The 24,657-nt window shown below is 74.6% G+C and carries 24 protein-coding genes; 12 read left to right on the top strand and 12 right to left on the bottom strand.

What is annotated here, in order from left to right; genetic code table 11:
- The first annotated feature begins 13 nt into the window (after nucleotides 1-13).
- Both ACPYN7_RS05545 and ACPYN7_RS05540 read left to right on the top strand, forming a co-directional pair.
- Nucleotides 14-1,669: a flavin-containing monooxygenase gene (locus ACPYN7_RS05545; protein WP_424346965.1), complete on the top strand. Its 1,656-nt coding sequence runs from the start codon at nucleotides 14-16 to the stop codon at nucleotides 1,667-1,669.
- Complete coding sequence (locus ACPYN7_RS05540) at nucleotides 1,666-2,631, top strand: alpha/beta fold hydrolase (RefSeq protein ID WP_424346964.1); 966 nt, start codon at nucleotides 1,666-1,668, stop codon at nucleotides 2,629-2,631. The genes ACPYN7_RS05545 and ACPYN7_RS05540 overlap by 4 nt, the downstream gene beginning before the upstream one ends.
- A 36-nt stretch (nucleotides 2,632-2,667) precedes the next feature.
- On the opposite strand, the gene cysE is transcribed toward ACPYN7_RS05540, so the two are convergent.
- Entirely contained in the window at nucleotides 2,668-3,495 is an 828-nt protein-coding gene (cysE, locus tag ACPYN7_RS05535; RefSeq protein ID WP_197412748.1) for a serine O-acetyltransferase, read from the bottom strand.
- Between the two features lie 122 nt (nucleotides 3,496-3,617).
- Entirely contained in the window at nucleotides 3,618-4,559 is a 942-nt protein-coding gene (locus tag ACPYN7_RS05530) for an ABC transporter substrate-binding protein (RefSeq protein ID WP_424346963.1), read from the bottom strand.
- A gap of 331 nt (nucleotides 4,560-4,890) precedes the next feature.
- Between ACPYN7_RS05530 and ACPYN7_RS05525 the strand changes: the two genes are divergently transcribed.
- The 4 genes from ACPYN7_RS05525 to egtC all read left to right on the top strand — a co-directional run bounded on the left by ACPYN7_RS05525 (nucleotide 4,891) and on the right by egtC (nucleotide 9,396).
- On the top strand, nucleotides 4,891-6,240 hold the full coding sequence (locus ACPYN7_RS05525) for a dihydrolipoyl dehydrogenase family protein (protein WP_424346962.1): 1,350 nt from the start codon (nucleotides 4,891-4,893) through the stop codon (nucleotides 6,238-6,240).
- Between the two features lie 54 nt (nucleotides 6,241-6,294).
- Nucleotides 6,295-7,113, top strand: coding sequence for an alpha/beta fold hydrolase (locus tag ACPYN7_RS05520; protein ID WP_424346961.1), 819 nt, complete (start codon nucleotides 6,295-6,297; stop codon nucleotides 7,111-7,113).
- A gap of 101 nt (nucleotides 7,114-7,214) precedes the next feature.
- A complete protein-coding gene (egtB, locus tag ACPYN7_RS05515; RefSeq protein ID WP_424346960.1) occupies nucleotides 7,215-8,567 on the top strand; it encodes an ergothioneine biosynthesis protein EgtB in 1,353 nt (450 codons plus the stop codon).
- Between the two features lie 4 nt (nucleotides 8,568-8,571).
- Nucleotides 8,572-9,396 (top strand): ergothioneine biosynthesis protein EgtC, encoded by an 825-nt coding sequence (gene egtC / locus ACPYN7_RS05510; protein ID WP_424346959.1) that lies wholly within the window; start codon nucleotides 8,572-8,574, stop codon nucleotides 9,394-9,396.
- Here egtC and ACPYN7_RS05505 read toward each other — a convergent pair.
- Together ACPYN7_RS05505 and ACPYN7_RS05500 are read right to left on the bottom strand one after the other, a co-directional pair.
- A complete protein-coding gene (locus ACPYN7_RS05505) occupies nucleotides 9,348-10,511 on the bottom strand; it encodes an aminotransferase class V-fold PLP-dependent enzyme (RefSeq protein WP_424346958.1) in 1,164 nt (387 codons plus the stop codon). The genes egtC and ACPYN7_RS05505 overlap by 49 nt on opposite strands.
- A gap of 37 nt (nucleotides 10,512-10,548) precedes the next feature.
- On the bottom strand, nucleotides 10,549-11,226 hold the full coding sequence (locus ACPYN7_RS05500) for a haloacid dehalogenase type II (RefSeq protein ID WP_424346957.1): 678 nt from the start codon (nucleotides 11,224-11,226) through the stop codon (nucleotides 10,549-10,551).
- 191 nt (nucleotides 11,227-11,417) lie between these two features.
- Here ACPYN7_RS05500 and ACPYN7_RS05495 point away from each other — a divergent pair, with 191 nt between their 5' ends.
- Entirely contained in the window at nucleotides 11,418-11,981 is a 564-nt protein-coding gene (locus ACPYN7_RS05495) for an NADPH-dependent FMN reductase (protein ID WP_424346956.1), read from the top strand.
- 104 nt (nucleotides 11,982-12,085) lie between these two features.
- On the opposite strand, the gene ACPYN7_RS05490 is transcribed toward ACPYN7_RS05495, so the two are convergent.
- From ACPYN7_RS05490 to ACPYN7_RS05475, 4 genes are all read right to left on the bottom strand, one after another.
- Nucleotides 12,086-12,958, bottom strand: coding sequence for a spermidine synthase (locus ACPYN7_RS05490; RefSeq protein WP_424346955.1), 873 nt, complete (start codon nucleotides 12,956-12,958; stop codon nucleotides 12,086-12,088).
- Nucleotides 12,955-13,422 (bottom strand): GNAT family N-acetyltransferase, encoded by a 468-nt coding sequence (locus tag ACPYN7_RS05485; protein ID WP_424347014.1) that lies wholly within the window; start codon nucleotides 13,420-13,422, stop codon nucleotides 12,955-12,957. Before ACPYN7_RS05485 ends, ACPYN7_RS05490 begins: the two co-directional genes overlap by 4 nt.
- A 71-nt stretch (nucleotides 13,423-13,493) precedes the next feature.
- Nucleotides 13,494-13,811 (bottom strand): thiamine-binding protein, encoded by a 318-nt coding sequence (locus ACPYN7_RS05480; RefSeq protein WP_058875526.1) that lies wholly within the window; start codon nucleotides 13,809-13,811, stop codon nucleotides 13,494-13,496.
- Between the two features lie 139 nt (nucleotides 13,812-13,950).
- Complete coding sequence (locus ACPYN7_RS05475) at nucleotides 13,951-14,520, bottom strand: rhodanese-like domain-containing protein (protein WP_058875527.1); 570 nt, start codon at nucleotides 14,518-14,520, stop codon at nucleotides 13,951-13,953.
- A 125-nt stretch (nucleotides 14,521-14,645) separates the two neighbouring features.
- Between ACPYN7_RS05475 and ACPYN7_RS05470 the strand changes: the two genes are divergently transcribed.
- The 4 genes from ACPYN7_RS05470 to ACPYN7_RS05455 all read left to right on the top strand — a co-directional run bounded on the left by ACPYN7_RS05470 (nucleotide 14,646) and on the right by ACPYN7_RS05455 (nucleotide 19,011).
- On the top strand, nucleotides 14,646-14,903 hold the full coding sequence (locus ACPYN7_RS05470; protein WP_058875528.1) for a metal-sensitive transcriptional regulator: 258 nt from the start codon (nucleotides 14,646-14,648) through the stop codon (nucleotides 14,901-14,903).
- A gap of 147 nt (nucleotides 14,904-15,050) precedes the next feature.
- Complete coding sequence (gene pta, locus ACPYN7_RS05465) at nucleotides 15,051-17,144, top strand: phosphate acetyltransferase (RefSeq protein ID WP_424346954.1); 2,094 nt, start codon at nucleotides 15,051-15,053, stop codon at nucleotides 17,142-17,144.
- Nucleotides 17,145-17,202: 58 nt separating this feature from the next.
- Nucleotides 17,203-18,360: an acetate/propionate family kinase gene (locus ACPYN7_RS05460; RefSeq protein ID WP_424346953.1), complete on the top strand. Its 1,158-nt coding sequence runs from the start codon at nucleotides 17,203-17,205 to the stop codon at nucleotides 18,358-18,360.
- Nucleotides 18,361-18,504: 144 nt separating this feature from the next.
- Complete coding sequence (locus tag ACPYN7_RS05455) at nucleotides 18,505-19,011, top strand: hypothetical protein (RefSeq protein WP_424346952.1); 507 nt, start codon at nucleotides 18,505-18,507, stop codon at nucleotides 19,009-19,011.
- A gap of 66 nt (nucleotides 19,012-19,077) precedes the next feature.
- On the opposite strand, the gene ACPYN7_RS05450 is transcribed toward ACPYN7_RS05455, so the two are convergent.
- The 3 genes from ACPYN7_RS05450 to ACPYN7_RS05440 are packed head-to-tail and all read right to left on the bottom strand — an operon-like array spanning nucleotide 19,078 to nucleotide 21,478.
- On the bottom strand, nucleotides 19,078-19,614 hold the full coding sequence (locus ACPYN7_RS05450; protein ID WP_424346951.1) for a MarR family winged helix-turn-helix transcriptional regulator: 537 nt from the start codon (nucleotides 19,612-19,614) through the stop codon (nucleotides 19,078-19,080).
- Nucleotides 19,611-20,294 (bottom strand): CE1759 family FMN reductase, encoded by a 684-nt coding sequence (locus ACPYN7_RS05445; protein ID WP_424346950.1) that lies wholly within the window; start codon nucleotides 20,292-20,294, stop codon nucleotides 19,611-19,613. The genes ACPYN7_RS05450 and ACPYN7_RS05445 overlap by 4 nt, the downstream gene beginning before the upstream one ends.
- The gene (locus tag ACPYN7_RS05440) at nucleotides 20,291-21,478 is read right to left on the bottom strand and encodes an LLM class flavin-dependent oxidoreductase (protein WP_424346949.1); all 1,188 of its coding nucleotides are present in this window, start codon (nucleotides 21,476-21,478) and stop codon (nucleotides 20,291-20,293) included. The genes ACPYN7_RS05445 and ACPYN7_RS05440 overlap by 4 nt, the downstream gene beginning before the upstream one ends.
- Nucleotides 21,479-21,604: 126 nt before the next feature.
- On the opposite strand from ACPYN7_RS05440, the gene ACPYN7_RS05435 reads away from it, so the two are divergent.
- Nucleotides 21,605-24,016: a TIM-barrel domain-containing protein gene (locus tag ACPYN7_RS05435; protein ID WP_424346948.1), complete on the top strand. Its 2,412-nt coding sequence runs from the start codon at nucleotides 21,605-21,607 to the stop codon at nucleotides 24,014-24,016.
- A gap of 57 nt (nucleotides 24,017-24,073) precedes the next feature.
- Here the strand turns inward: ACPYN7_RS05435 and ACPYN7_RS05430 are convergent, their stop codons facing one another.
- The gene (locus ACPYN7_RS05430) at nucleotides 24,074-24,634 is read right to left on the bottom strand and encodes a hypothetical protein (RefSeq protein ID WP_424346947.1); all 561 of its coding nucleotides are present in this window, start codon (nucleotides 24,632-24,634) and stop codon (nucleotides 24,074-24,076) included.
- Nucleotides 24,635-24,657: the final 23 nt, after the last annotated feature.

The following is a 24,657-nucleotide window of genomic DNA, read 5'->3' as shown; positions in this document are numbered from 1 at the left end:
TGATCCTGGAACCATGCCAGCACCTTCCACGGCCGGAGGGATCCCCGGCGCCATCCCCGCCGAGCCCCTCCGCGACGCCTCCGGCGACTCCCCCGAGAACTCCCGGGGGAGCTCCCGCGGGAACTTCCCCGGTGACCGCTCCGGCGACTCCCCCGGTGACCGTTCCGGCGGGACCGACCACCGGGACGTCGTCGTCGTCGGGGCCGGCCTGTCCGGCATCGGCGCCGCCTACCGCCTGCAGACCGAGTGCCCCGAGCTGTCCTGCGCGGTGCTGGAGGCGCGGGACGACCTGGGCGGGACCTGGGACCTGTTCCGCTACCCGGGCGTGCGCTCCGACTCCGACATGTTCACCCTCGGCTACTCCTTCAAGCCGTGGCGGGACCCGCAGTCCATCGCCGACGGACCGTCGATCCTCGCGTACATCCACGAGACGGCGCAGGAGTTCGGCATCGACCGGATCCTGCGTCTGCGCACCAGGGTGGTCTCCGCCGACTGGTCCGGGGCCGAGCAGCGCTGGACCCTCGGCCTCGAGGTCCGCGACGAGGACGGGGCCGTGCACGAGCGCACCATGACGTGCTCGTTCCTGTACTCGTGCGCCGGCTACTACGACTACGACCGCGGCCACGACCCCGTGCTGCCGGGCCTGGAGGACTTCCGGGGCCGGGTGGTGCACCCCCAGTTCTGGCCCGAGGACCTGGACTGGACGGGCCGGCGCGTGCTGGTGGTCGGCAGCGGCGCCACCGCGGTGACCCTGGTGCCGGCCATGGCCGCCGAGGCCGCGGGCGTCACGATGCTGCAGCGCTCCCCCACGTGGATCAGCGCCGTGCCCGGGCGCGACCGGCGGGCCGACGCGCTGCGCCGGGTCCTGCCCGCGGGACTCGCCCACCGGGCAGTCCGGGCCAAGAACATCCTGTTCAGCACGGCCGTGTACCAGTTCTGCCGCCGCCGCCCGGCCGCGGCCCGGCAGTTCTTCACGTCCCGGGCCGCACGGATGCTCGGCTCGGAGGAGCTCGTGGCCGAGCACTTCACCCCGTCCTACGACCCCTGGGACCAGCGGCTGTGCGCGGTGCCCGACGCGGACCTGTTCAAGGCCCTGCGGAAGGGGCGGGCGGAGGTCGTCACGGACACGATCGACACGTTCGTGCCGGAGGGCGTCCGGCTGAGCGGCGGCCGGGTGCTCGAGGCCGACCTCGTGGTCACCGCCACGGGTCTGCGGCTGCTTCCCTTCGGCGGGATCGTCCTGGCCGTGGACGGGACGCCGGTGGAGCTGTCCGAGCAGTTCGTGTGGAACGGGGCGATGCTCACCGGCGTGCCGAACTTCGCGCTGTGCATCGGCTACACCAACGCGTCCTGGACCCTGCGCGCCGACCTCACCCACCGCCTGGTGTGCAAGGTGCTGCGGCACCTGCGGCGCCACGACGCCGGGGCCGTGGTGCCCCGCGCGCGCCGGGAGATGGCCGAGCACCCGCTGCTCGACCTCAGCTCCGGCTACGTCCGGCGCGCGATCGACGCGTTCCCGCGCCAGGGCGACCGGCACCCGTGGCGGGTGCGGCAGAACTACCTGCTGGACTCCGCGACCACGCTGCGCACCCCGCTGTCCCGGACCCTCGACCTCGTCCCCCGCACCGCGGCCCGCCGCGGTGCCCGCCCCCAGGAGGCCCGCGCATGACCGGCCGGCACACCCCGCGCCCGGCGGCGGACGCCGCTCCCGCGGACGCCCCCGCCGGGGACGTCCCGGCCGGGGCGCCGCACACCACGACGACGACGGTGCAGGTCGCCGGACGCCCCGTGCGCCTCCGCCGCTCCGGCGCGGCGGAGGCCCCGCCGGTCGTGCTGCTGCACGGCATCGGCCGCAGCCTGGAGGACTGGGCGGCCGCCCACGAGCTGCTGGCGCGGGACCACCGCGTGCTCAGCATGGACCTGCCCGGCTTCGGGCTCACCCCCGCCGGCCCGGAGAAGCCGGGGCTCGGGACGTTCGCCCGCGCCGTGGTCGGCGTGCTCGACGCGCTCGGCGAGGACCGGCCGGTGCACCTCATGGGCAACTCCCTGGGCGGCGCCGTGGCCATGACCGTGGCCGCCGAGCACCCCGGGCGGGTCGCGGGGCTGCTGCTCGCCAACAGCGCCGGGTTCGGCCGGGAGGCCAACGTCTCCGCCCTGCCCATGGTGTGGGCCGCCCTGTCGCGGCTGCCGGTGGTGGGCCGCCGCTTCCGCCCGCTCGCGCGGGCCGCCGCGGTGCGCTCGAACCAGAGCTGCTTCTTCGACCCCGCCCTGGCCACCCCGGAGCTGCTCCGGCACGCGGCGCTGGTGGGCTCCCAGCCGGACTTCCGGGCCACGTTCCTGGGCACCTACCGCAGCATCGGCCTGCCGGTGGTCGGAGTGCTGCCGGGGTGGCGGCGGGCCCTCCTGGATCGGGTGCGGGCGTCGGGCCTGCCCGTGCTCGTGGTGTGGGGCGACTCGGACGCCGTGCTGCCCGCCCACCACGCCGAGGCTGCGGCCGCGGCCCTGCCGGAGGCCCGGCTGCACGTCTTCCCGGAGACCGGCCACATGCCCCAGATCGAGCGGACCGAGGAGCTGGTGGCGCTGGCCCGGGAGTTCGTGGCCTCGGTCGAGCAGGCTCGCGCCGCCCGCTGACCCCGCCGGGCGCCCCGGCCCCGGCTCATGCAGCCGTCAGATCTCGTAGTCGAGGGACTGGTCCATCGACTCGGCGGGCGGTTCACCGGCCCGGCACCGGACGACACGGGCGGGCACCCCCACCGCCGTGGTCCCCGCCGGGACGGGGGCGAGCACCACGCTGCCCGCGCCGACCTTCGCCCCGTCGCCGACGGCCACGTTGCCGAGCACCTTGGCCCCGGCGGACAGGAGCACCCCCGAGCCGATCTTGGGGTGGCGGTCCCCGGTCTGCTTGCCCGTGCCCCCGAGCGTCACGTTCTGCAGGATCGAGACGTCGTCGCCGACCACCGCGGTCTCGCCGATGACCACCCCGGTCGCGTGGTCGATGAAGACCCCCGACCCGATGGCGGCGCCGGGGTGGATGTCCATCGAGAAGACCTCCGAGACCCTGCTCTGCAGGAACATGGCCGCCAGCGGGCGCTGCCGGTGCCAGAGGTGGTGCGCCACCCGGTGCACCTGCAGCCCGAGGAACCCCTTGGCGAAGAGGTAGGGGACCAGCACGCTGGGGTACGCGGGATTGCGGGCCACGCTGGCCAGCAGGTCCACGGCCGCGCTCTCCGCGATGGCCGGCTCCGCGGCGAGCGCCTCCGTGAACAGCACCACGAGGTCCTCGCGGGTCACGTGCTCGTCGGCGATCCGGTGGGCCATGAGCCCGGACAGGCTCTGCTCGAACGAGTCGCACTCCGCGACGACGGCCCGCATCAGGCCCTCGAGGCTGGGCTCCTGCGGTGACGCCGCGCTCTCCCGGAGCATCTCCCACACCGCGGACACGCCGAGTCGTTCCTTCATCTGCTGCATCGTTGCTTCCTTTCCGTGCTCGCTCACGCTGGCTTCCTCTCCGTCCTCGTTCCGGCCCCGATCCGGCGCGGGGTCCCGGGGTCGTGGGCCCGGGTCGGTGTCCGCGGGCCTGCTCCGTGCGTGGGCCCGATCGGACTGTGGGCCCGATCTCAGTACCCGTTGGCGGAGAGCCACTCCTCGGCCGCCTCGGCCGGGTTGACCTGGTCCTGGCCGCTGACCTTGCGGTTGAGCTCGATGAGGTCCTCCGTGCTGAGCTTGCCGGACAGCTCGTTGAGGGCGTCCACCGCCTCCTGGGGCAGCCGGTCCTCGGCCGTCAGGGGCACCACCTGCTGGGCGATGAAGTTGTTCTCCGGGTCCTCCAGCACCACGAGGTCGTTCTCCACGATCGAGGGGGTGGTGCTGAAGATGTCGGCGACGTCCGCGTTGCCGTCGAGCAGCGCCTGGAGGGTCAGGGGGCCGCCGCCGTCGTTGATCGGCTCGAAGGACTTCGGCACGCACCCGTAGTTCTGCTCGAGGCCGTCGAGGCCGTAGGCCCGCTCGGCGAACTCGGGGGTGGCCGCGAGCACCAGCTGGTCGCAGACCGCCGCCAGGTCGGCGATGCTCGTCAGCCCGTACTGCTCGGCGGTCTCCGGGGTGACCACCAGGGTGTCCTTGTTCTGCGCCTCGGCCGGCTCCAGCACGGTGAGCCCCTCGGGAAGAGCGTCCGGCAGGGCGTCCATGATCTCCTCGGCGGAGCTCGCGGTGGCCTCCGGGTCCGCGAAGAGCAGCAGGTTGCCGGAGTAGTCGGGGATCACGTCCACGGCCCCGTCCCGGACCGCGCCGACGTAGGCCTCGCGGGAGCCGATGCCGAGGTTCGTCTCGGTGTCGACCCCGGCGGACTCCAGCGCCCCGGCGTAGAGGTGGGCCAGGATCTCGTTCTCCGGGAAGTCCGCCGAGCCCACGGTCACGGTCCCGGTGGCGCCGTCCTCGGAGCCCTCGCCCCCGGCGAGGGGGTCGCCGCCGCCTCCGCAGGCGGTGAGGCCCAGGAGCAGGGCGGCGCCCAGCACGGGTCCGGCGGCACGGCGGGCGCGGGAGGGGGAAGCTGCGGTCATGGTCGTTCTCCTGGCGGTCGGTGGTCGGGTGGCGAGCCGGCCGTGGGGATCCTCCCTCTGCCGCGCGGCCAGTATATGGGCGCTCCCGGGACCGGGGCCGGTCCCGCCCGGCCGTCCGCTCCCCCGGCTTTCCCACCGGCCTTCCCCACAGCCTTCCCGCGACCTTCCCCTCCGCCTTCCCCTGGACCTCCGCGGGGGAAGGTGCACACTGGGGTCGGGCCTGCCGGCACGGCGCTCCCACGGCGCGCATCCCTCGGGCCCCAGGAGTTCGATCCAGGAATCCCAGCGCGGAGCCCGGGCAGGGATCCGGGCAGGAAGCAGAGGTACAGACATGAGCGAGCACTTCGACGTGGCCGTGCTGGGCATGGGCCCCGGCGGTGAGGTCGCGGCCGGCCGGCTCATCGCGGCCGGGCAGAAGGTCGCGGTCCTCGAGCGGGAGCTCATCGGCGGGGAGTGCGCCTACTGGGCGTGCATCCCGTCCAAGACGGTCCTGCGGCCCGTGGAGACCCGCACCGAGGTGCGGCGGACCCCCGGGATGTCCGGTCCGGAGCCGGACTGGGCCGGGGCCCGCGAGTACCGCGACGTCATGGCCCGGCACCTGGACGACTCCGCCCAGGCCGAGAGCTACGCCGAGCAGGGCGCCACCGTGATCCGCGGAGCAGCACGGATCACCGGTCCGGGCCGGATCCGGGTGGGCGAGCGGGAGATCACCGCCGAGCACATCGTCGTCGCCACCGGCTCCCAGGCCGTCGTCCCCCCGATCGAGGGCATCGAGGAGATCACCGCGTGGACGAACCGGGAGGCCTACACCGTCCGCGAGCTGCCGGGGCGCGCGGTGATCGTCGGCGGCGGGGCGGTCGGGGTGGAGACCGCCACGTTCCTGGCCGGCTACGGGGTCGAGGTCACCCTCGTCCACCGCGGCCCCCGGCTGCTGGACCGGGAGGAACCCCGGGTGGGAGAGCTCCTGCACAGCTGCCTGGCCGAGGCCGGCGTGGACGTCCGGCTGCGGGCCTCGGCCACCGGCGCCCGGCGCGTGGGCGAGGACAGCGTCCTGACCCTCGACGACGGGACCGAGGCCGCCGCCGACGTCGTCGTCTTCGGGACCGGCCGCAGGCCCCGCACCCGGGACCTCGGCTGCGAGGACGCCGAGGCGCAGCTGGGCGAGCACGGCGAGGTGCTCGTCGACGAGCACTGCCGCGCGGCGGAGAACCTGTGGGCGATCGGTGACGTCACCGGCGTCATGCCCTTCACCCACGTGGCCAAGTACCAGGGGCGGATCGCCGCCGACGCCGTCCTCGGCCGGCCCCGCCCCGCGACCTACGAGGGGATCCCGCGGGTGGTGTTCGCCGACCCGGAGATCGCCGCCGCCGGGCTGACCGCCGAGCAGGCGGAGCGGCGCGGGATCCGCACCGCGGCCGTCGAGCTGGACCTGGCCCGGTCCCTCGCCCGCCCCTGGACCTACGAGCGGGACCCCCGCGGACACCTCGGCCTGCTGGCCGACGCCGACCGGGGCGTGCTGATCGGGGCGTGGGCGGTCGGGCCGATGGCCGGCGAGTGGATCCACCAGGCCGCACTGGCCGTCCGCACGCAGCTGCCGCTGGACGTGCTGCGGGACCAGGTCGCCCAGTTCCCCACCTACCACGAGGCCTACCAGGCCGCCCTGGACGAGCTCGACGCCTAGCGGGAGGATCGGAGGAGGACGCCCGTCCCCGGCCCGACGACGAGAGGAACCCCCGTGGAGCACCCCCTGGAGCGCCGACAGGTCGACGTCGACGGCACCGAGCTGTCGTACCTGACGGCGGGAGACGACCGGGCCCGTCCCCTCGTGCTGCTGCACGGCACCTTCTGGAGCCGGGTCTGGCAACCGGTGCTGCCGGACCTGGGGCGGATCCGCCGGTGCATCGCCCTGGACCTGCCGGGGTTCGGTGCCAGCGCCGGTGAGCTCGATCCCGAGCACGCGACCGTCCCGGCGCTGGCCCGGACGGTGCTGGACGCCGCGGACGCGCTGGGCGTGGACGGCTTCGACCTGGCCGGTCACGACATCGGCGGCGGCATCGCCCAGCACCTGGCCGCCACGACCGACCGCGTGCAGCGGATGGTGCTGATGAACTCGGTGATGTTCGACTCCTGGCCGGTCCCGGCGGTCGAACGCTTCCGCGATCCCGAGGTCAGGGCCGCCACCACCGTCGAGGACCTGCTCGAGGCCCGCGCCGCCTCCACCCGCCGCAGCACCGTGCGGGAGCTGAGCGACGACGAGCTGGCCGACTACCTCTCCCCCTGGCACGAACCGGCCAGGGCCCGGTCGTGGACGGCGATGGCGGCCGCCGCCGACCCCCGCTGGACCCTCGACATCGTGCCCGCGCTCCAGCGGAAGGCCCTGCCCACGCGCCTGGTGTGGGGCCGCGACGACGAGTTCCAGAAGCTCGGCTTCGCCCGGCGCTACGTCGAGGAGATCCCCGGCGCCGACCTCGTGGAGGTCGCGGGCAAGCACCTCCCCACGGAGGACTCGCCCCGGCAGGTCGCCGACGCCATCGCCGAGCATCTCACCGGCTGACACCGGGCGCCGGCCCGGTGCCCCGCCGACGAGCGGCCGGCGCGCCGGCCCGGCACCGGAGACCTGCTGGACGACACCCCCGAGGACGAGGAGCACGCCGCATGAACCACACCGATCCGCGCACGGACGCCGCAGGGACCCCCGCGGCGCTGAAGGAGCGCATCGCCGGCGAACTGGAGCGGTCGCGCCGCCGTGTGCACGCGCTCACCGCGTGCGACGACGCCGAGCTGCTCGCCCAGCACTCCCCGCTGATGTCGCCGCTGGTGTGGGACCTGGCGCACGTCGGCAGCCAGGAGGAGCTGTGGCTGGTCCGGGACGTGGGCGGTCTGGAGCCCCTGCGCCCGGAGATCGACTCCCTCTACGACGCCTTCGAGCACTCCCGCAGCTCCCGCCCGTCGTTGCCGCTGCTCGACCCGGCGGAGTCCCGCGCCTACATCGGAGAGGTCCGGGCCAAGGCCCTCGACATCCTCGACCGCGTGCCGCTGGCGGGCTCGCCCCTGCTGGAGTCCGGCTTCGCCTTCACGATGATCGTCCAGCACGAGCAGCAGCACGCCGAGACCATGCTCGCGACCCACCAGCTGCGCACCGGGGAGCCGGTGCTGCACGCGGAGCCGCTGGATCCCGCCGTGCGCGCCCCCCGGGGCACGGGCCTGCCGCGGGAGGTGCACGTGCCCGCGGGCTCCTTCACCATGGGGACCTCCGTGGACCCGTGGGCCCTCGACAACGAACGCCCCGCCCACGAGGTCCACGTGCCCGGCTTCTGGATCGACACGCAGCTCGTCAGCAACGCGGACCTCGCGGGCTTCGTGGCGGACGGCGGCTACGACCGGGAGGACCTGTGGAGCCCCGCGGGCTGGGCGCACCGGCAGCGGACGGGGATCAGCGCCCCGGGGTTCTGGCGGCGCGAGGCCGGGCAGTGGTGGCGGCGGCGCTTCGGCGTCGTCGAACCCGTGCCCGGCGACGAACCGGTGCAGCACGTGTCCTACTGGGAGGCCGAGGCGTACGCCCGGTGGGCCGGACGCCGGCTGCCCACGGAGGCGGAGTGGGAGAAGGCCGCCCGCTGGGACCCGGCCACCGGCCGGTCCCGGCGCTACCCGTGGGGGGACGAGGAGCCGACGTCCCGCCACGCCAACCTCGGCGGGACGGCCCTGCGCCCGGCGCCGGTGGGCTCCTGCCCCGCCGGCGCCTCGCCGCTGGGCGTGCACCAGCTCATCGGGGACGTGTGGGAGTGGACCTCGAGCGACTTCCTGCCGTACCCGGGGTTCCGCGCGTTCCCGTACCGGGAGTACAGCGCGGTGTTCTTCGGGCCCGAGCAGAAGGTGCTGCGCGGCGGGTCCTGGGCCACGGACCCGGCGGCCTGCCGCGGCACGTTCCGGAACTGGGACTACCCCGTCCGGCGGCAGATCTTCACCGGCTTCCGCACCGTGCGCGACGCCGCGGCCGAGGGGCGGTAGCCGGGTGTGCCGCCACCTGGCCTTCCTCGGCCCGCCGACGTCCCTGGCGGATCTCCTCCTGGCCCCCGAGCACGGGCTGCTCACCCAGTCCTGGGCGCCGCGGCACCAGCGCAACGGCCTCATGAACGCCGACGGGTTCGGCGCCGGGTGGTACGCCCCCGGTCATGCCGTGCCGGCCCGGTACCGCAGGGCGGTGCCGATGTGGGCGGACTCCTCCTTCGCCGACGTGGCCCGGGTGACCACCAGCACGGCGGTGCTGGCCGCCGTGCGCTCGGCCACGCCGGGCACCACCCCCGACGAGGCCGCGGCCGCCCCCTACACGGACGGCCGGTGGCTGTTCAGCCACAACGGGCGGGTCGACGGCTGGCCGCGGTCCGTGGAGACGCTGGCCGCCTCCCTGCCCCCGGTCCGCCTGCTGGGCCTCGAGGCGCGCGTCGACTCCGCCCTGCTCTGGGCCCTGGTCCAGGAGCGGCTCGCCGCCGGGTCCTCGGCACCGGAGGCACTGGCCGCCGTGGTCCAGGACGTCTCGGCGCGGACCACGGGCCGGTTCAACCTCCTGCTCACCGACGGCACCACGATCGCCGCCACGGCGGCCGGGGACACCCTGTGCTGGCGCCGGGACGGCTCCGGGACCGTGGTGGCCAGCGAGCCCTCCGACGACGGGCCCGGGTGGCACTGCGTCCCGGACGGGTCCGTGCTCACGGCCACCCGGGAGCACGTGCACGTGGGCCCCATCGCCTCCGCCCGGACCGGGCACGCCTCCGCCCAGGACGGTGCCGCTCAGGACAGTGCGGCAGCCAGCCGGTCGAGCTCCTCCTCGGTGTTGTAGTAGTGCACGGAGGCCCGCACCGCCACGGTCTGCTGCTCGGGGCCCGGGTCCAGGACGTGCTCCGCCGCCGACGGTGGGAGCGGGGCGGTGGAGACGGTGATCCGCTGCCCGGCCAGGTGGGCCTGCACCCGGTCGGGCGGCCGGTCCCGCACGGAGAACGTCACGATCCCGCACCGGACGAGGCCCCGGTCGTGCACCTGCACCGTCGGGACCGCGGCCAGCCGGGCGCGCAGGAACTCCGCCAGCGCGCGGACGCGGTCCCGGATCGGCTCCGGCCCGACCTCCAGGGCGTGGTCCACGGCCCGGCCCAGTCCCAGCCGGGCGGCCACGCCGGTCTCCCAGCTCTCCAGCAGCCGGGCCCGGACCTCGCCGGCGCCGGGCACCGAGGACCGTCGGTCCAGCAGCTCGGGCTCCAGCCGGTCCAGCAGCTCCCGGCGGACGTGGACGAAGGCCGTGCCCCGCGGTCCCCGCAGGAACTTCCGGCCCGTGCCGACCAGGACGTCGCAGCCGAGCTCCTGCACGTCCAGCGGCAGCTGCCCGGCCGACTGGCAGGCGTCCAGGACGAACGGCACCCCGGCCGCGCGGCAGGCCCGGCCCACCTCGGCCGCCGGCTGGACCTGCGCCCCGCCCATGGGCACGTGGGTGAGGGCCACCATCCCGACGTCGCCCCGGTCCAGCTCGCGCCGCAGGTGCGCCACGTCCACCTGGCCGTGCGCGTCGTCGTCGAGCACCACCAGCTCCAGGCCGTCCCGGCGGGCCAGCCGCCGCAGGACCAGGACGTTGTGCCAGTACTCCGAGCGTCCGAGCAGGACGCGCGGGGCGGCCGGCCGGAGGCGGGACACGGCGGCGGCCCACGCGGTGGACCCGCTCTCCAGCACGGCGATCTCCCCGGGCGAGGACCCGATCAGCCGGGCCAGCGACGAGTAGACCGCCTCCAGGCGCTCCGCGGCCTCGGCGGCGGCCGCGTACCCGCCGACCAGCTCCTCGCGGCGCAGGTGGGCGACCACGGTGTCCGCCACGGACCGGGGCATCAGGGAACTGCCTGCGCTGTCCAGGTGGGTGACGTGCGCCGTCCCCCGGGTGTCCTGCCGCGCCGCGTCCACGTCGATCGCCATGGTCCCGTCCTCTCGAAGCGGTCGGCCTCCCCCGGGTTCAGCCGCGCGAGCGCGCGAGCTGCTCGGCCAGCGCCGGCAGATCGGGGGCCTCCAGGTCCGGGCGCGCGAAGTACCCGGGGTACTCGGCGCCCGTCCGGTTGATCCAGGCGGTGCGCAGCCCGGCCTCGTGGGCGCCGTGGATGTCCCAGGGGTGCACCGCGATCAGCAGCATGTCCTGCGGGTCCGTGCCGCGACGGGTGGCGGCGTAGTCGTAGGCGGACCGGGCCGGCTTCCACGCCGGGGCGTCCTCGACGCTGAGCAGCTCGGAGAAGTGCTCCCGGACCCCGGCACTGCTCAGCAGCGTCTCGGCGACCTGGGCGGCCCCGTTGGTGAGGGTGATCAGCTCGGCGACCTGGTGCAGGGCCTTGACCCCGGCCACCACGTCGGGGTGCACGTCCAGGCTCTTGAAGGTGCCCATGATCCGCTCCACGGACTCACCCGGTGCGGTGACCCCGTGCTCGCTCAGCAGCCGGTGCAGGCTGTCCTGGGCGATCTCGGTGAAGCCGGTGTTCCCGCCGGCGGCCGTCACGGCGAAGCCGTCGCGCAGGATGCCGGCGAACCACGTCCGTGACAGGCCCGCCGCCACTCCTTCCTGCTCGAAGGCCTGACCCAGCGGAGCCAGGTCGGAGAGGGTCTCGTTGACGTCGAACACGATCAGGTCCGGGGTGGTCGCCATGGTGCTGCCTCGCATCTCCTCGCTGCGGCCCCGGCCCGGAGCGGACCGGCGTGCCGCCGAGCCTACGCGGTGCCGGAACCCGGCGGCACCGGTCTTCCCTTCCCGCGCCCGGTCACTACGCTGAGGAGCGAGGTGCGCCGCACTGTGCGCGCCCCGATCGCACCAGCAGCCGAGGCCGAAGGAGTCGCCCTGTGACCCGTATCGCCGTCATCGCCGGAAGCACCCGCCCCAACCGCAACGCGAGGACCGTCGCCGACTGGGTGCACGAGCACGCCCAGGACCGCACCGACGCGCAGTTCGACCTGGTCGACATCGCCGACCAGCACCTGCCGCTGCTCGACGAACCGATGCCCCCGGCCACGGGGCAGTACTCGAAGGAGCACACCAGGGCCTGGGCGGAGAAGATCGCCTCCTACGACGGGTTCGTCTTCGTCACCCCGGAGTACAACCACTCCGTCCCGGCGGCGCTGAAGAACGCCGTGGACTACCTGTACGCGGAGTGGAACAACAAGTCGATCGGCTTCGTCAGCTACGGCAGCGCCGGCGGCACCCGCGCCGTGGAGGCCTGGCGGCTGATCGCGGCCGAGCTGCAGATGGCCGACGTCCGTGCCCAGGTCTTCCTGCCGTTCGGCTCCGAGTTCGACGACGACTTCGCCTTCACGCCCACCGAGGACGCCGCCGGCGCGCTGCAGACCGTCTTCGACCAGGTCGTCGCCTGGGCCGAGGCGCTCGCGCCCCTGCGCGGCCGGCCGTAGGGCCGGCGCCCCGCCGCGAGCGGGCAGCGGACGGGGCGCCCGCCCGCCGGCGCCGCCCCGGGAGCACGGGGCGCGCCGGACCGCGCGCAGGGTGCGCGCGGTGCTCAGGGGTCCCGGCGCGGCGGGGTGCCGCCCGTGAACGAGCGCACCCACGCCTGGTCCTTGTACTGGGCGGGCACCGCGCCGCCCAGCAGCTCCCGGCCCAGCGCGGCCGCTCCCGGCGAGCCCTCCAGCGGCAGCGGCGCGGCGGAGGCGGCGAGCACGATGTTGCCGTAGCGGCGGCCCTTGAGCATCGCCGGGTCCGCCACGGCGGCGACGTGCTCGAAGACCTCGGACAGCGCGGCGAGCTCGGCGCGGGCCCCGGCGAGGTCCCGGGTGTCGCCGCAGTTGAGCACGTACAGCCCGCCCGGGGCCAGGACGCGCCGGACGTGCCGGGCGAACTCGACCGTGGTCAGCGGCTCGGGGGTCACGGCGCCGGCGAAGACGTCGCGGACCACCACGTCCCGGGTGGCGGGGCTCAGCGACTCCGTGACGGCCCGCGCCTCCCCCACCCGGATCCGCAGCAGCGGGGCCCGCGGGAGGTCGAACCACTCCCGGACCAGCTCGGCGAGCCGGCCGTCGAGCTCGACCACCACCTGCCGCGCCGCGGGGTGGGCGTGGGCGAGGTACCGGGCCAGGGAGCAGGCACCGCCGCCGAGGTGCAGGACCCGCAGCCGCTCCGGGTCTAGGTGGACGTCCACGTGGGCGTGCACGAGCGCGGCGATCCAGCGCATGTACTCGAAGTCGAGCCGCTCGGGGTGCTCCGGGTCCACGTGGGAGGAGGGGACGCCGTTGACGTGCAGCACCCAGGAGCCGGGGGCGTACGCGTCCGGCACCAGTTCGGCGGTGCCGGTCGAGATCTCGTAGGACCCGGCCGCCGGGCCGGTGGGCCCCGCGGGCGCCGGCAGGGCCCGTGAGCGGCGGGACGCCCGGCTCACGCGGGTTCCCTCCGCAGCATCCGGTGCATGTGCTGCCCGGCCCAGGGCCCGCCGGCGGGGAAGGACTCGGCCAGGGCCCGGAAGCCGTGCTTGACGTAGAAGCGCTCGGCGCGGGCGTTGCCGTCCATGATCCACAGGTAGGCGTCCGCGGGGCCGAGCGCGGCCTCCAGCAGCGCGGCGCCGAGGCCCGTGCCGTGGGCGGCCCGGCGCACGTAGAGCTGGAACAGCTGTCGGGGGACGAGCGGGGCGGGCACCCCGGCGCGCCCCTCCCACGCGGCAGGGGCCGGGCCGGCCGAGACCAGCCCGAGCGCGGTGCCGTCGTCGTCGAAGGCGAGAAGGGTGCGCACGTGCGGGTCGGCGAGGAGGGCGCGGTCGTAGCCGGCGGTGCGCCCGGCGGCGGCCTGCTGCCGGTCGGCGAAGGCGTCGCCGAAGAGCGGCCGGTAGGTCTCGTCGAGGCAGTGCAGGTGCAGGGCGGTCCAGGCCTCGGCGTCGGACGGCCCGGCGGCCCGCAGGGGGACCGCCGCGGGGACAGTGCTCAGGACTCTATGGCCTGCCGCTGGATCGCGGCCTCGAGGCGCTCGACCTTGCCCTGCAGCTCACCGGTGTGCCCGGGGCGGATGTCGGCCTTGAGCACCAGGGAGACCCGGGGCCCGTAGTCGCCCACCACCTCGGTGGCGCGCTTGACGACGTCCATGACCTCGTCCCACTCGCCCTCGATCGTGGTGAACATGGCGTCGGTCTCGTGCGGCAGGCCGGACTCGCGGACCACGCGGACGGCGGCGGCAACGGCGTCGTGGACGGAACCGCTCGGGTTCTCGCCACCGGACGGGGAGACGGAGAAGGCAACCAGCATGCCCCCATCCTCCCACCCGGCGGCGTCCGGGTGAACCCCGGGGACGACGACGGCCCCGCCGCCACGCGGACGGCGTGGCGGCGGGGCCGGTCGCAGGGCCGGGCGGCCCGTGGCTCGGCGACGGATCGATCCCGGCGGCTCACTGGGCGGCGAGCTGCTCCAGCACGGCGTCCTTGGAGGGATCCTTGGCGCCCTGGTTCCAGGGCATCTTCGAGAGCACGTTGGCCATGGCGCAGGTGTTGGACAGCGCGGAGTACGCGAGGCCTCCGCCGACGCCCGCGGCGACGGCGCGCAGCTTCGGCGAGACGAGCTGCCCGCCCACGACGCTCGCCAGCACGAGCGAGCCGGCGACCATGCGGACCTGGCGGTCCATCGCCCAGGTCGAGGCGCCGCGGACGACCGCGCCGCCGGCCTTCTCGAAGTCGTCGACGGTGCCGTCGACGACGTAGGCGTTCTCGGTGCCGACCGAGGAGAGGATCTCCTGGGCGCGGGAGGCACGGGCGCCCGAGCGGCAGATCAGGGCGACCTTGCCGCCGAGGGCCTCGGCGATGTCCTTGGCGTGGTCGGCCACGAGGTCGACGGGGACGTTGTAGGCGCCGTCGATGTGCTCGGCGGCGAACTCGGCGGCGGAGCGCACGTCGAGGACGGCGACCTCCTCGCCGGAGTCGATCCAGGACTTCAGTTCGGCGGGGGCGACTTTCGAGGTCATGCGGCAGTTCCTTCCGGAGGTGGCGGTGGGTGTGACTCCATGATGCACCATACCCCCCTGGGTATGCAAGATCCCCCAGGGGGTATACAATGGTGGAAGCCCACCACCACACCCAGGAGCGCCCCGTGCAACTCGATCCCCAGGACCTCACCCCCACCATCAACCGCCTCAAGCGGGCCCAGGGCCAGCTCGGCGCCGTCATCCGCATGCTCGAGGAGAGCCGCGACTGCAAGGACGTGGTGACGCAGCTGTCCGCGGTCTCCCGCGCCCTCGACAAGGCCGGCTTCAGCATCATCGCCACGGGCCTGGACCAGTGCCTGCGCCAGGAGGACCCGAGCCTGGACAAGGCCGAGCTGGAGAAGATGTTCCTCTCCCTGGCCTGATCCCCGGCCTGAGCGGCCCCGGCCGGACGGACGGCCCCGGCCGGGGCAACGGTGCGACCACCGGCGCGATTCCCGCGCCGGGTTCTCCGGGGGGCGGGCCCTACACTGGGCACGGACCCAGCCCGACCGTCGGAGGACCCCGCCACCATGACCCAAGGCATCTACGTCAGCGCCATGACGCCGCAGTCCGGCAAGTCGCTCGTGGCCCTCGGCCTGGCCGACTCGCTGTTCCGCAAGACGGACCGCCTGGGCTACTTCCGGCCCGTCCACCTCGGGGAGACGCCGGCGGAGGACCCGATGGTGCAGCTGATGAAGCGCAACTTCGACCTCCCGGACGAGCGTTGCCGCGGCGGCATCTCCCTGGCCCGCACCCGCGAGCTGCTCGCCGCGGGGGACCACGACGAGCTGGACGCGATGGCCGTGACGGTCTACGGCGAGATGGCCCGGCACTGCGACGTGGTCGTGGTGGACGGCACCGACCTCCTGGCGCACAACGCGGCCACCGCCGAGTTCGACATGAACGCCCGGATGGCCAACAACCTGGGCGCCTCCGTCCTGGCGGTGATCGGCGCCGACGAGTCCGAGAGCCCCGAGGACGTGCTGAACGCCATCGAGGTCACCCGCGCCGAGCTGAACCAGGTGCGGTGCGACATCTTCGCGGTCATCGTCAACCGGGCCCGCCCCGACTGGGTGGAGCGGATCGAGCACAACGCCGCCCGCGGCGTGCGGGGCCTGCCCGTGTACGTCATCGCCGAGAACGAGGCGGTGGCCGCCCCCACCGTGGCCGAGCTGCGGGACCGGCACGGCTTCGGGGACGGCCCGTCCACGGTCTCCCTCGACCGCGACGTCAAGGGCGTGAAGATCGCCGCGATGACCGTGGGCCACTACCTCGAGCAGCTCGCCGACGGCGACTTCGTCATCACGCCGGGAGACCGCTCCGACATCGTCGTGGCGTCCCTGGCCTCCGCCCTCTCCCCCGCCCTGCCCGTCCCCTCGGGGATGCTGCTGACGGGCGGCTTCGACACCGAGGGTCGGATCCGGGAGCTCACCGCCGCGGCGCCGTTCCCCGTGCTGACCACCGGGCTGGACACCTACCGCGCCGCCCGCGAGGTGTCCCGGACCCGGGGCACCCTCTCGGGGGCGCACCCGCGCAAGGTCGCGGCCGCGCTCGGCGAGTGGGCCCGACGGGTGGACGGCGAGGAGCTGGTGAGCCGGCTCGACCTGCCCCGCCCCGCCAAGCGCACACCCCTGCGCTTCCTGCACGAGCTCGTCGAGACCGCCCGGGCGGAGCGGAAGAACATCGTGCTGCCCGAGGGCGAGGACCCCCGCATCCTGCGCGCCGCCGAGATGATCCACCGCCGCAACTTCTGCGACCTCACGATCCTGGGCGACCCCGGGCGGATCGCCCAACTGTGCCAGACGGAGGGCATCAACCTCGACTTCACCGAGGACGGGCTGACCCTCGTGGACTTCGAGCACGACGAGGAGCTGCGCGAGAAGTACGCCGGGGAGTACGTGCGGCTGCGCGCCCACAAGGGGATGCAGAAGGAGACCGCCCTGGAGCGGATGCTCGACGGCTCCTACTTCGGCACCATGATGGTGCAGCTGGGGGACGTGGACGGCATGGTCTCCGGCGCCGCGCACACCACCGCCAACACGATCCGGCCCGCCCTGGAGTTCGTGAAGACCTCCGAGGGCGTGAAGATCGTCTCCTCCGTGTTCTTCATGCTCCTCGAGGACCGCGTGCTGGTCTACGGCGACTGCGCCGTGAACCCCAATCCGGACGCGCAGCAGCTCGCGGACATCGCGCTCGCCTCCGCCCGCACCGCCCGCCGGTTCGGGGTGGAGCCGAAGGTCGCGATGCTGTCCTACTCGACCGGCGGCTCCGGCTCCGGCGAGGACGTGGACAAGGTCCGGACGGCCACCGACATCGTGCGCGGTGCCGACCCGGAGCTCGAGGTCGAGGGCCCCATCCAGTACGACGCCGCGGTGGACGCCTCGATCGCGGCCTCCAAGCTGCCCGGTTCCACGGTGGCCGGCCGGGCGACCGTGTTCGTCTTCCCGGACCTCAACACCGGGAACAACACCTACAAGGCCGTCCAGCAGTCGGCCGGCGCCGTGGCCGTGGGCCCGGTGCTGCAGGGGCTGCGCAAGCCCGTCAACGACCTCTCGCGCGGGTGCACCGTGGACGACGTCGTCAACACGGTGGCGATCACCGCGATCCAGGCGCAGGGCATGTGAGCCGGCCCGGCACCGCGTGCCCCACCGTCCCCGTCCGCACCGCCCCAGGGAGTCCTCCATGCTCGTGCTCGTCGTCAACTGCGGCTCGTCCTCGCTCAAGTACCAGGTCCGGGAGCTCGAGGCCGGTGCGGACGGCGGGACGGTGCTGGCCTCCGGGCTGATCGAGAACATCGGCAGCTCGCAGATCGAGGACCACACGCAGGCCCTCGAGCTGCTCGCCCAGCGCCTCGAGGTCGAGCTGGAGGGGCGCACGATCGACGCCGCTGGCCACCGCGTGGTCCACGGCGGCGAGCGCTTCTCCGCCCCGGTGCTCGCCACGAACGAGATCATCCGCGACATCGAGCGGCTGGTGCCGCTGGCGCCCCTGCACAACCCCGCCGCCGTCCTCGGCCTGCGGGCCGTGCAGCGGACGTGGCCGCACCTGCCGCAGATCTGCGTGTTCGACACCGCCTTCCACCGCACGATGCCCGAGCACGTGTGGCGCTACGCCGTGCCGGAGGAGTTCTACGAGCACTGGGGCATCCGCCGCTACGGGTTCCACGGCACCTCCCACGACTGGGTGACGGGGCGGGCCGCGCAGTTCCTGGGGGTCCCGCGCGAGCGCTTCAGCTGCGTGGTGGCGCACCTGGGCAACGGCGCGTCGGTGACGGCGGTCAAGGACGGCGCGTCCTACGACACGTCGATGGGCTACACCCCCCTGGCGGGGCTCGTCATGGGCACCCGCACCGGGGACCTGGACCCCTCCGTGGTCACCGCCGTCCTGCGCCGGGACCCGGGGATGACCGCCGAGCGGCTGGACGCCGTGCTCAATAAGGAGTCCGGCCTCCGGGCGATCGCCGGGGACCACGACATGCGCGCCGTCCAGGAGGCCGCGGACCGCGGCGACGAGCGCGCCGAGCTCGCCCTGGAGATGGCCGCCCACCGCCTGGCGAAGTACCTGGGCGGCTACCACGTGGCCGTGGACGGGGCGCAGGCGCTGGTCTTCACGGCCGGCATCGGCGAGAACGCCTCGGCCTTCCGGGCCCGCGTCTGCTCCCGGCTGGGTGCCCTCGGCGTCGTGCTCGACGACGACGCCAACGCCGCCCGCTCCCGGGAGGTCCGGCGGATCTCCGCGCCGGACTCCGCGCTCGAGGTGCTCGTGGTGCCCACCGACGAGGAGCAGGCCATCGCGGCCGCGACCGCGGCCCTCGTGGCGGGCGGCCGGTCCGGCAGCTGAGCGGCTCGGGGCGTCACGGTCCGCCGCACAGGCCGCAACCGGGCCGTCGGGTGTTCGCGAAAGCGATTTCGGCGGATAGGTTCGGTGCTGGGCCTGCCCGGGCCCCTTCCCCGTGACGGATCCTTGCGCCAGGAGGCACCGACGATGTCCCAGCAGCCCCACGAACCGCGGGCCCACGGCGGCCCGCCCCCGCCCGGAGCTCCGCCCTACGCGAAGGACCGCTCGCCCCGGCCACCGCTGACCGCCGACCTGCGGCTGCTCCTGCGGCTCACCGTGGCGTCCTTCGTGATGGCGCTCCTCGGCAGCGCGGTGGGGTTCCTCACGGCCCCGGAGCAGGCCGCGGCCACGGCGCTGGGCCCGGCGTTCGACACGGTCGTCCTCGTCGGCTCCGTGCTGCTCGGGCTCGGCGTCACCGCCGGGCTCTACGCCCTGGTGTACTTCCCGCTGCGCGAGCAGCGGCAGTGGGCGTGGATCCTCGGCATCGTCCTCGCGTCCATGGCGCTCCTGGGCACCCTGGCCAACGCCGCGCTGCTGCTCGTGGTCCCCGCCGGCGTCTCGGCCGGCCTCCTGACGAGCGCGCTCAAGGCGGTCGTGGACGTGACCTGGCTCGTGGTGGCCGTCCGCCCCGGTGTGCGGGCCGCCCTGCGCTGAGCCGGCGAGCGGCGGCGGGGCCCGGCCGTGGCCGCCCCCGCCTCCCGAGGTCGCCCCCTCACGCCCTCACGCCAGGTTGCGGGCCAGCCGGCCCATCACAGCGGCCAGCCGTTCGGCGTCGTCCCCCTCGAGTGCGCTGAGAAACAGCTTCTCGACGTCGCGGGCGTGGGCGGGACGCAGGCGGCGGAAGGCTCGCTGCCCCTCGTCGGTGAGCTCGGCCTCGAGCCCGCGCGCGTCCTGGGCGCAGCGCCGCCGCCGCACCCAGCCGCGCTTCTCGAGCACGCCGATCTGGTAGCTGAGCCGGCTCGGGGAGAACACCATCCGCTGGGCCAGCTCCCCCATCCGCAGCCGGTGCCCCTCCGCGTCGGTCAGCAGCAGCAGGACCTGGTAGTCCATCAGCGAGCACCCGTGCTCCTTGAGCCGGGCCTCGATCTCGGTGGTGAGCCGCGCCGTGGTCTCGAAGTACAGCTGCCAGACCTGCCACGGGCGGGAGCTCTCCTCCGGCGCGCCCTCCGCAGGAACGCCGGCGAAGGGGGAGCCCGCGGAGGGAAGGTCCGCGGAGGGAGCACCCGCGGACGCGGCGCCGCCCGGCAGGGCGGTCACCGTCCGGCCCGGGCGAGCAGGTCCGCGAAGTCCGGGACCTGCTCGTACCCGTCCTCCCGCTGCGGGCGCCGGGCCCCGGCCGGAACGGTGCCCGCCGTGCGCCCGGCAGGCTCGGCGCCCGGGGCGACCGCGCGCGCCAGCTGGGCCCCGGCCCGCCGGATCCGGGCGTCGAGCGTCTCCCCGGCCCAGTCCTCGGTGGCCGCGTACACCCCCATCGGCAGCACCAGGGCCTTGAGATGGGCGAACAGCGGGCGCATGGCCGAGTCGAGCATCAGGGAGTGCCGCGCGGTGCCGCCGGTGGCCGCCACCAGGACCGGCAGGTCCTCGAGGACCCCCTCCTCGAGGAGGTCGAAGAAGGACTTGAAGAGTCCCGAGTAGGAGGCCTTGTACGTCGGCGTGGCCGCGATCAGGGCGTCCGCCCCCGCGACCGCCTCCAGCGCGCTCCGCAGCTCCGGACCGGGGAACCCGGTGAGCAGGTGATCGGCGATCGCATGGGCCAGCGGGCGCAGGTCCACGCGCTCGATCCGCACCGGCGTCCCCTCCAGGGCGTCGCGGGCCGCCTCGGCGAGGTGGCCGGCCAGCAGCGAGGTGGCGGACGCGTCCGACATCCCGGCCGAGACCACCGTCAGGGTGAGCGGGCGCGCCGCGCCGGGCTCCGGCGTCGTCGTGGGGGCGCTCATCGGCGGGCCCCCTCCGCGGTCGTCCCCGCGCCCCGCTCCGCGGCCTGCGCGGCGCGGGCGCGCCCGGCGGGCGAGTCCTCGGCGCCGCCCGGCACCGGGTCCTGGCCGTCGCGGCGGCGGGCCACCAGCGAGGCGTGGGTCGGGGCCTCGGGCACGTGGGCGGGCTTGAGCGCGGCGAACTCCCGGCGCAGCACCGGCACGACCTCCTCGCCGAGCAGGTCGAGCTGCTCCAGGACGGTCTTCAGCGGCAGGCCCGCGTGGTCCATGAGGAACAGCTGGCGCTGGTAGTCGCCGGCGTAGTCGCGGAAGGCGAGGGTCTTCTCGATGACCTGCTGCGGGGAGCCCACGGTCAGCGGCGTCTGCGTGGTGAAGTCCTCCAGCGAGGGTCCGTGGCCGTAGACCGGGGCGTTGTCGAAGTAGGGGCGGAACTCCCGCACGGCGTCCTGGGAGTTCCGGCGCATGAACACCTGGCCGCCCAGGCCCACGATCGCCTGGTCGGCGGAGCCGTGGCCGTAGTGCTCGTAGCGGGCCCGGTAGAACTCCACCATCCGCCGGGTGTGCTCGGCGGGCCAGAAGATGTTGTTGTGGAAGAACCCGTCGCCGTAGTACGCGGCCTGCTCCGGGATCTCGGGGGAGCGGATGGACCCGTGCCACACGAAGGGAGGCACGTCGTCGAGCGGGCGCGGCGTCGAGGTGAAGCCCTGCAGGGCGCTGCGGAACCGGCCCTGCCAGTTCACCACGTCCTCCCGCCACAGCCGGTGGAGCAGACCGTAGTGCTCGACCGCCAGAGGGATGCCCTGGCGGATGTCCTGGCCGAACCACGGATAGACCGGGCCGGTGTTGCCCCGGCCCATGGTGAGGTCCACGCGCCCGCCGCTCAGGTGCTGCAGATAGGCGTAGTCCTCGGCGATGCGCACCGGATCGGTGGTGGTGATCAGCGTGGTGGCCGTGGACAGCTGGATCCGCTCGGTCTGCGCCGCGATGCTCGCCAGCAGGATCGGCGGGTTCGCCGGGGCCACGAACGGCGGGTTGTGGTGCTGGCCCGTGGCGAAGACGTCCAGGCCCACCTCCTCGGCCTTCCTCGCGATCTCGACCGTGGCCCTGATCCGCTCGTGCTCGGTGGGGGTGCGCCCCGTGGTGGGGTCCTCGGTGACGTCCCCGATGGTGAAGATGCCGAACTGCATGCCGTCCTCCTGCTCCGCGGAGGCGCCCGGTCGGACACCCCGCACAGTTGCTTCAAATTTGAACTACTCCGTACAAGGCATCCCCGGGGCGGGTTATTCCCGCCCCGGTCCGCCTAGGGTGGACGCATGCCCCTCCCCCACTTCCGCCCCACCGGCACCGGAGCCGTTGACCCGGACGCCGTGGTCGCCGGCGAGCACTACCGCATCAGCGTGCTGAGCCCCGGCCTGCTACGCCTGGAGCACAGCCCCAGCGGACGCTTCGAGGACCGCCCGTCCGCGTTCGCCCTCGACCGCCGCTTCCCGGTGCCGGAGTTCCGGGTGCGGCGCACGGCGGCCGGGATCGAGCTGGTCACCGAGCGGATCCACCTCAGCTACGACGAGCGGGCCTTCAGCCCGACCGGGCTGTCCGCGCAGATCCGCGGCGGCGTGACCAGCTACCACAGCGTGTGGCGCTACGGCACCCCGGTGCCCACCCTGGGCGGGACCGCGCGCACCCTGGACGAGGCGGACGGACCCATCCCGCTCGAGCCGGGCATCACCTCCCGCGAGGGCTTCGGGGTGGTCGACGACTCCGCCTCGGTGCTGCTCACGGAGGACGGCTGGTACGCGCCGCGCGCCGGCGAGGAGGGGGCCGTGGACCTCTACCTCTTCGGCTGGGGCCACGACCACCAGCAGGCGCTGCGGGACTTCTACGCCCTGTCCGGACCGCAGCCCGTCCTGCCCCGCTGGGCGCTCGGCAACTGGTGGAGCCGCTACCACGCCTACGACGACGCCGAGTACCGGCAGCTGGTCGCCGACTTCGACCGGCACCGGCTGCCGTTCTCCGTGCTGGTGGTGGACATGGACTGGCACCTCACCGACGAGCACGTGGAGCGCCGGCACGGTTCGGGCTGGACGGGCTACACCTGGAACCGGGAGCTGTTCCCGGACCCCCGGGACTTCCTCGCGTGGGCGCACGAGCGCGGCTACCGGGTCACGCTCAACCTGCACCCGGCCGACGGGGTGCGCTCCTTCGAGGACGCGCACCCGGCCATGCTCGAGGCCCTGGGCCGGGACCCGGGATCGGAGGAGCCGGTGGCCTTCGACGTCACCGACCGGGAGTTCGTGGCCGCGTACTTCGAGGTCCTGCACCGCGGCCTGGAGGCCGACGGCGTGGACTTCTGGTGGATCGACTGGCAGTCCGGGCCGCACTCCCGACTGCCGGGCGTGGACCCCCTGTGGGTGCTCAACCACTACCACTTCCTGGACTCGGGGGCGGACGGGTCCCGCCCGCTGACGCTCTCCCGCTACGCCGGTCCCGGCAGCCACCGGTATCCGGTGGGCTTCTCGGGCGACACCGTCATCTCCTGGGCGTCCCTGGCCTTCCAGCCGTACTTCACGGCGACGGCGGCGAACATCGGCTTCGGCTGGTGGAGCCACGACATCGGCGGGCACGTCTTCGGCGCCCGCGACGACGAGCTGGCCACCCGCTGGCTGCAGTTCGGCGTGTTCTCGCCGATCCTGCGCCTGCACTCGGGCGACAACGACTTCATCGCCAAGGAGCCCTGGCGCTACCGCTCCCCCTTCGCGGAGGTCATGGAGCGCGGTCTCCGGCTGCGGCACCGGCTGGTCCCCTACCTGCACACCGCGAACCGGGCCGCCGCCGTGGAGGGCGTCCCCCTGGTGCGGCCGCTGTACTACGAGCACCCGGAGGCGGAGCAGGCCTACCGCTACGGGCACCAGTACCTGTTCGGGTCCGAGCTGATGGTCGCCCCGGTCACCTCCCCCGCGGACCCCGTGGTCACGCGCGCGGCGGTGCCGGTGTGGCTGCCGGAGGGATCCTGGACGGACCTGTTCACGGGCGCCGTCTACGACGGCGGGCGGGAGCTGGTGCTGCACCGCCGCCTGGAGGACGTCCCCGTCCTCGCCCGGGCCGGCGCCGTGGTGCCCCTCGCCGGGTCCGACGACGACGCCGCGCCGGACGTCGGCAATCCCGACGAGCTGGAGGTCCTCGTGGTCGCCGGCGCCTCGCACACCTCCGCCCTGGACGAGGACGACGACAGCGGCGACGGCCGCGATCCGGGCCGCTGGGCGCGCACCCCGCTCGCCCTCGACGTCGCCGCCGGGGAGCTCACGGTCGGCCCGGCACGGGGCAACCTCGGCTGCCTGCCGGCGGCGCGGACCTGGACCCTCACCCTCATCGGCTTCGAGGAGCCGGCGGAGCTCGCCGTGACCGTGGACGGAGAAACGGTCCCGGCGCGGACCGTCCGGCACGGGGACGCCGTGCGCGGACACCGCACCTCCGTCGTCGTCGAGGGTGTGGCCCCCGGGGCGCGGATCGTCGTGCGGTCGGCCGCGCTGCGCACCGTGGCCGCCCCGGACCTCGCCGCCCGCGTGTTCGACCTGCTCAACGACGCGCAGATCGGCTACGACGTCAAGGAGCGGGTGCACGAGGCCGTGCGGCGGGATCCCGTGGGGGCGCTCGGGCAGGCGAGCGCCCTGGGCGTCGAGGGACCGCTGCTGAGCGCGCTCACGGAGCTGGTGCTGGCCAGGCGGTGACGGTCCGGGCACGGTCCCCGGCCCTCGGGACCGGAGCCCGGCGGCTCCCCACGAGGATCAGCACCCCGCCGCGGAGCCGTCCGCGTCCGGGCCGAGCTCGACGACGAGGATCGGCAGCCGCAGCCGTTCGGGGGTGAAGGACACGACCCTGGCGTGCGGGATGCCCTGCTCGCGGACGAAGCGGCAGGCGACCAGCCCGTGGTCCCGGTTCTGGCCGATCATCAGCAGCCAGTGCCGGCCCGCGGCGTCCAGCGCGTGGGCCTGGCGGTCCAGGTCCCGTCCGGCCGGGTCCTGCCGCGTGCTGCGCTGGGCGAACCGGGCCGCGTAGGCCCGCATGTCCGCCTCGGTGCGCAGCAGCCCGGCGGCGACCCGCCGGAGGTCCTGGGTCCTCAGCTCGGGGACGATCTGCTCCTCCCGGACCGCCCCGGCACGCTCCCCGGGCTCCTCGTCGGCGGTCCGGTGCCCGGGGTGGACGATGCGCTCGATCCGGCGCAGGCGCTCGTCGTCCTTGTGCAGCTCCTGGTAGTCGCTGATCAGCGCCTCGAGCTCGACGTCCAGAGGGTGGGGATCGGGCTCCTGGTGGTCGTCGCCGTCGCGCGCCGGTCGTGGTGGGGGCAAGCCGGCCTCCTCGTCGCTGGGCA

It is taken from the genome of Kocuria sp. CH-021 (genome assembly GCF_049716185.1).
GTDB classification, from domain to species: domain Bacteria; phylum Actinomycetota; class Actinomycetes; order Actinomycetales; family Micrococcaceae; genus Kocuria; species Kocuria cellulosilytica.
The sequence above is the reverse complement of the archived record's forward strand: the minus strand, read 5'-3'. Positions and strand labels throughout refer to the sequence as shown.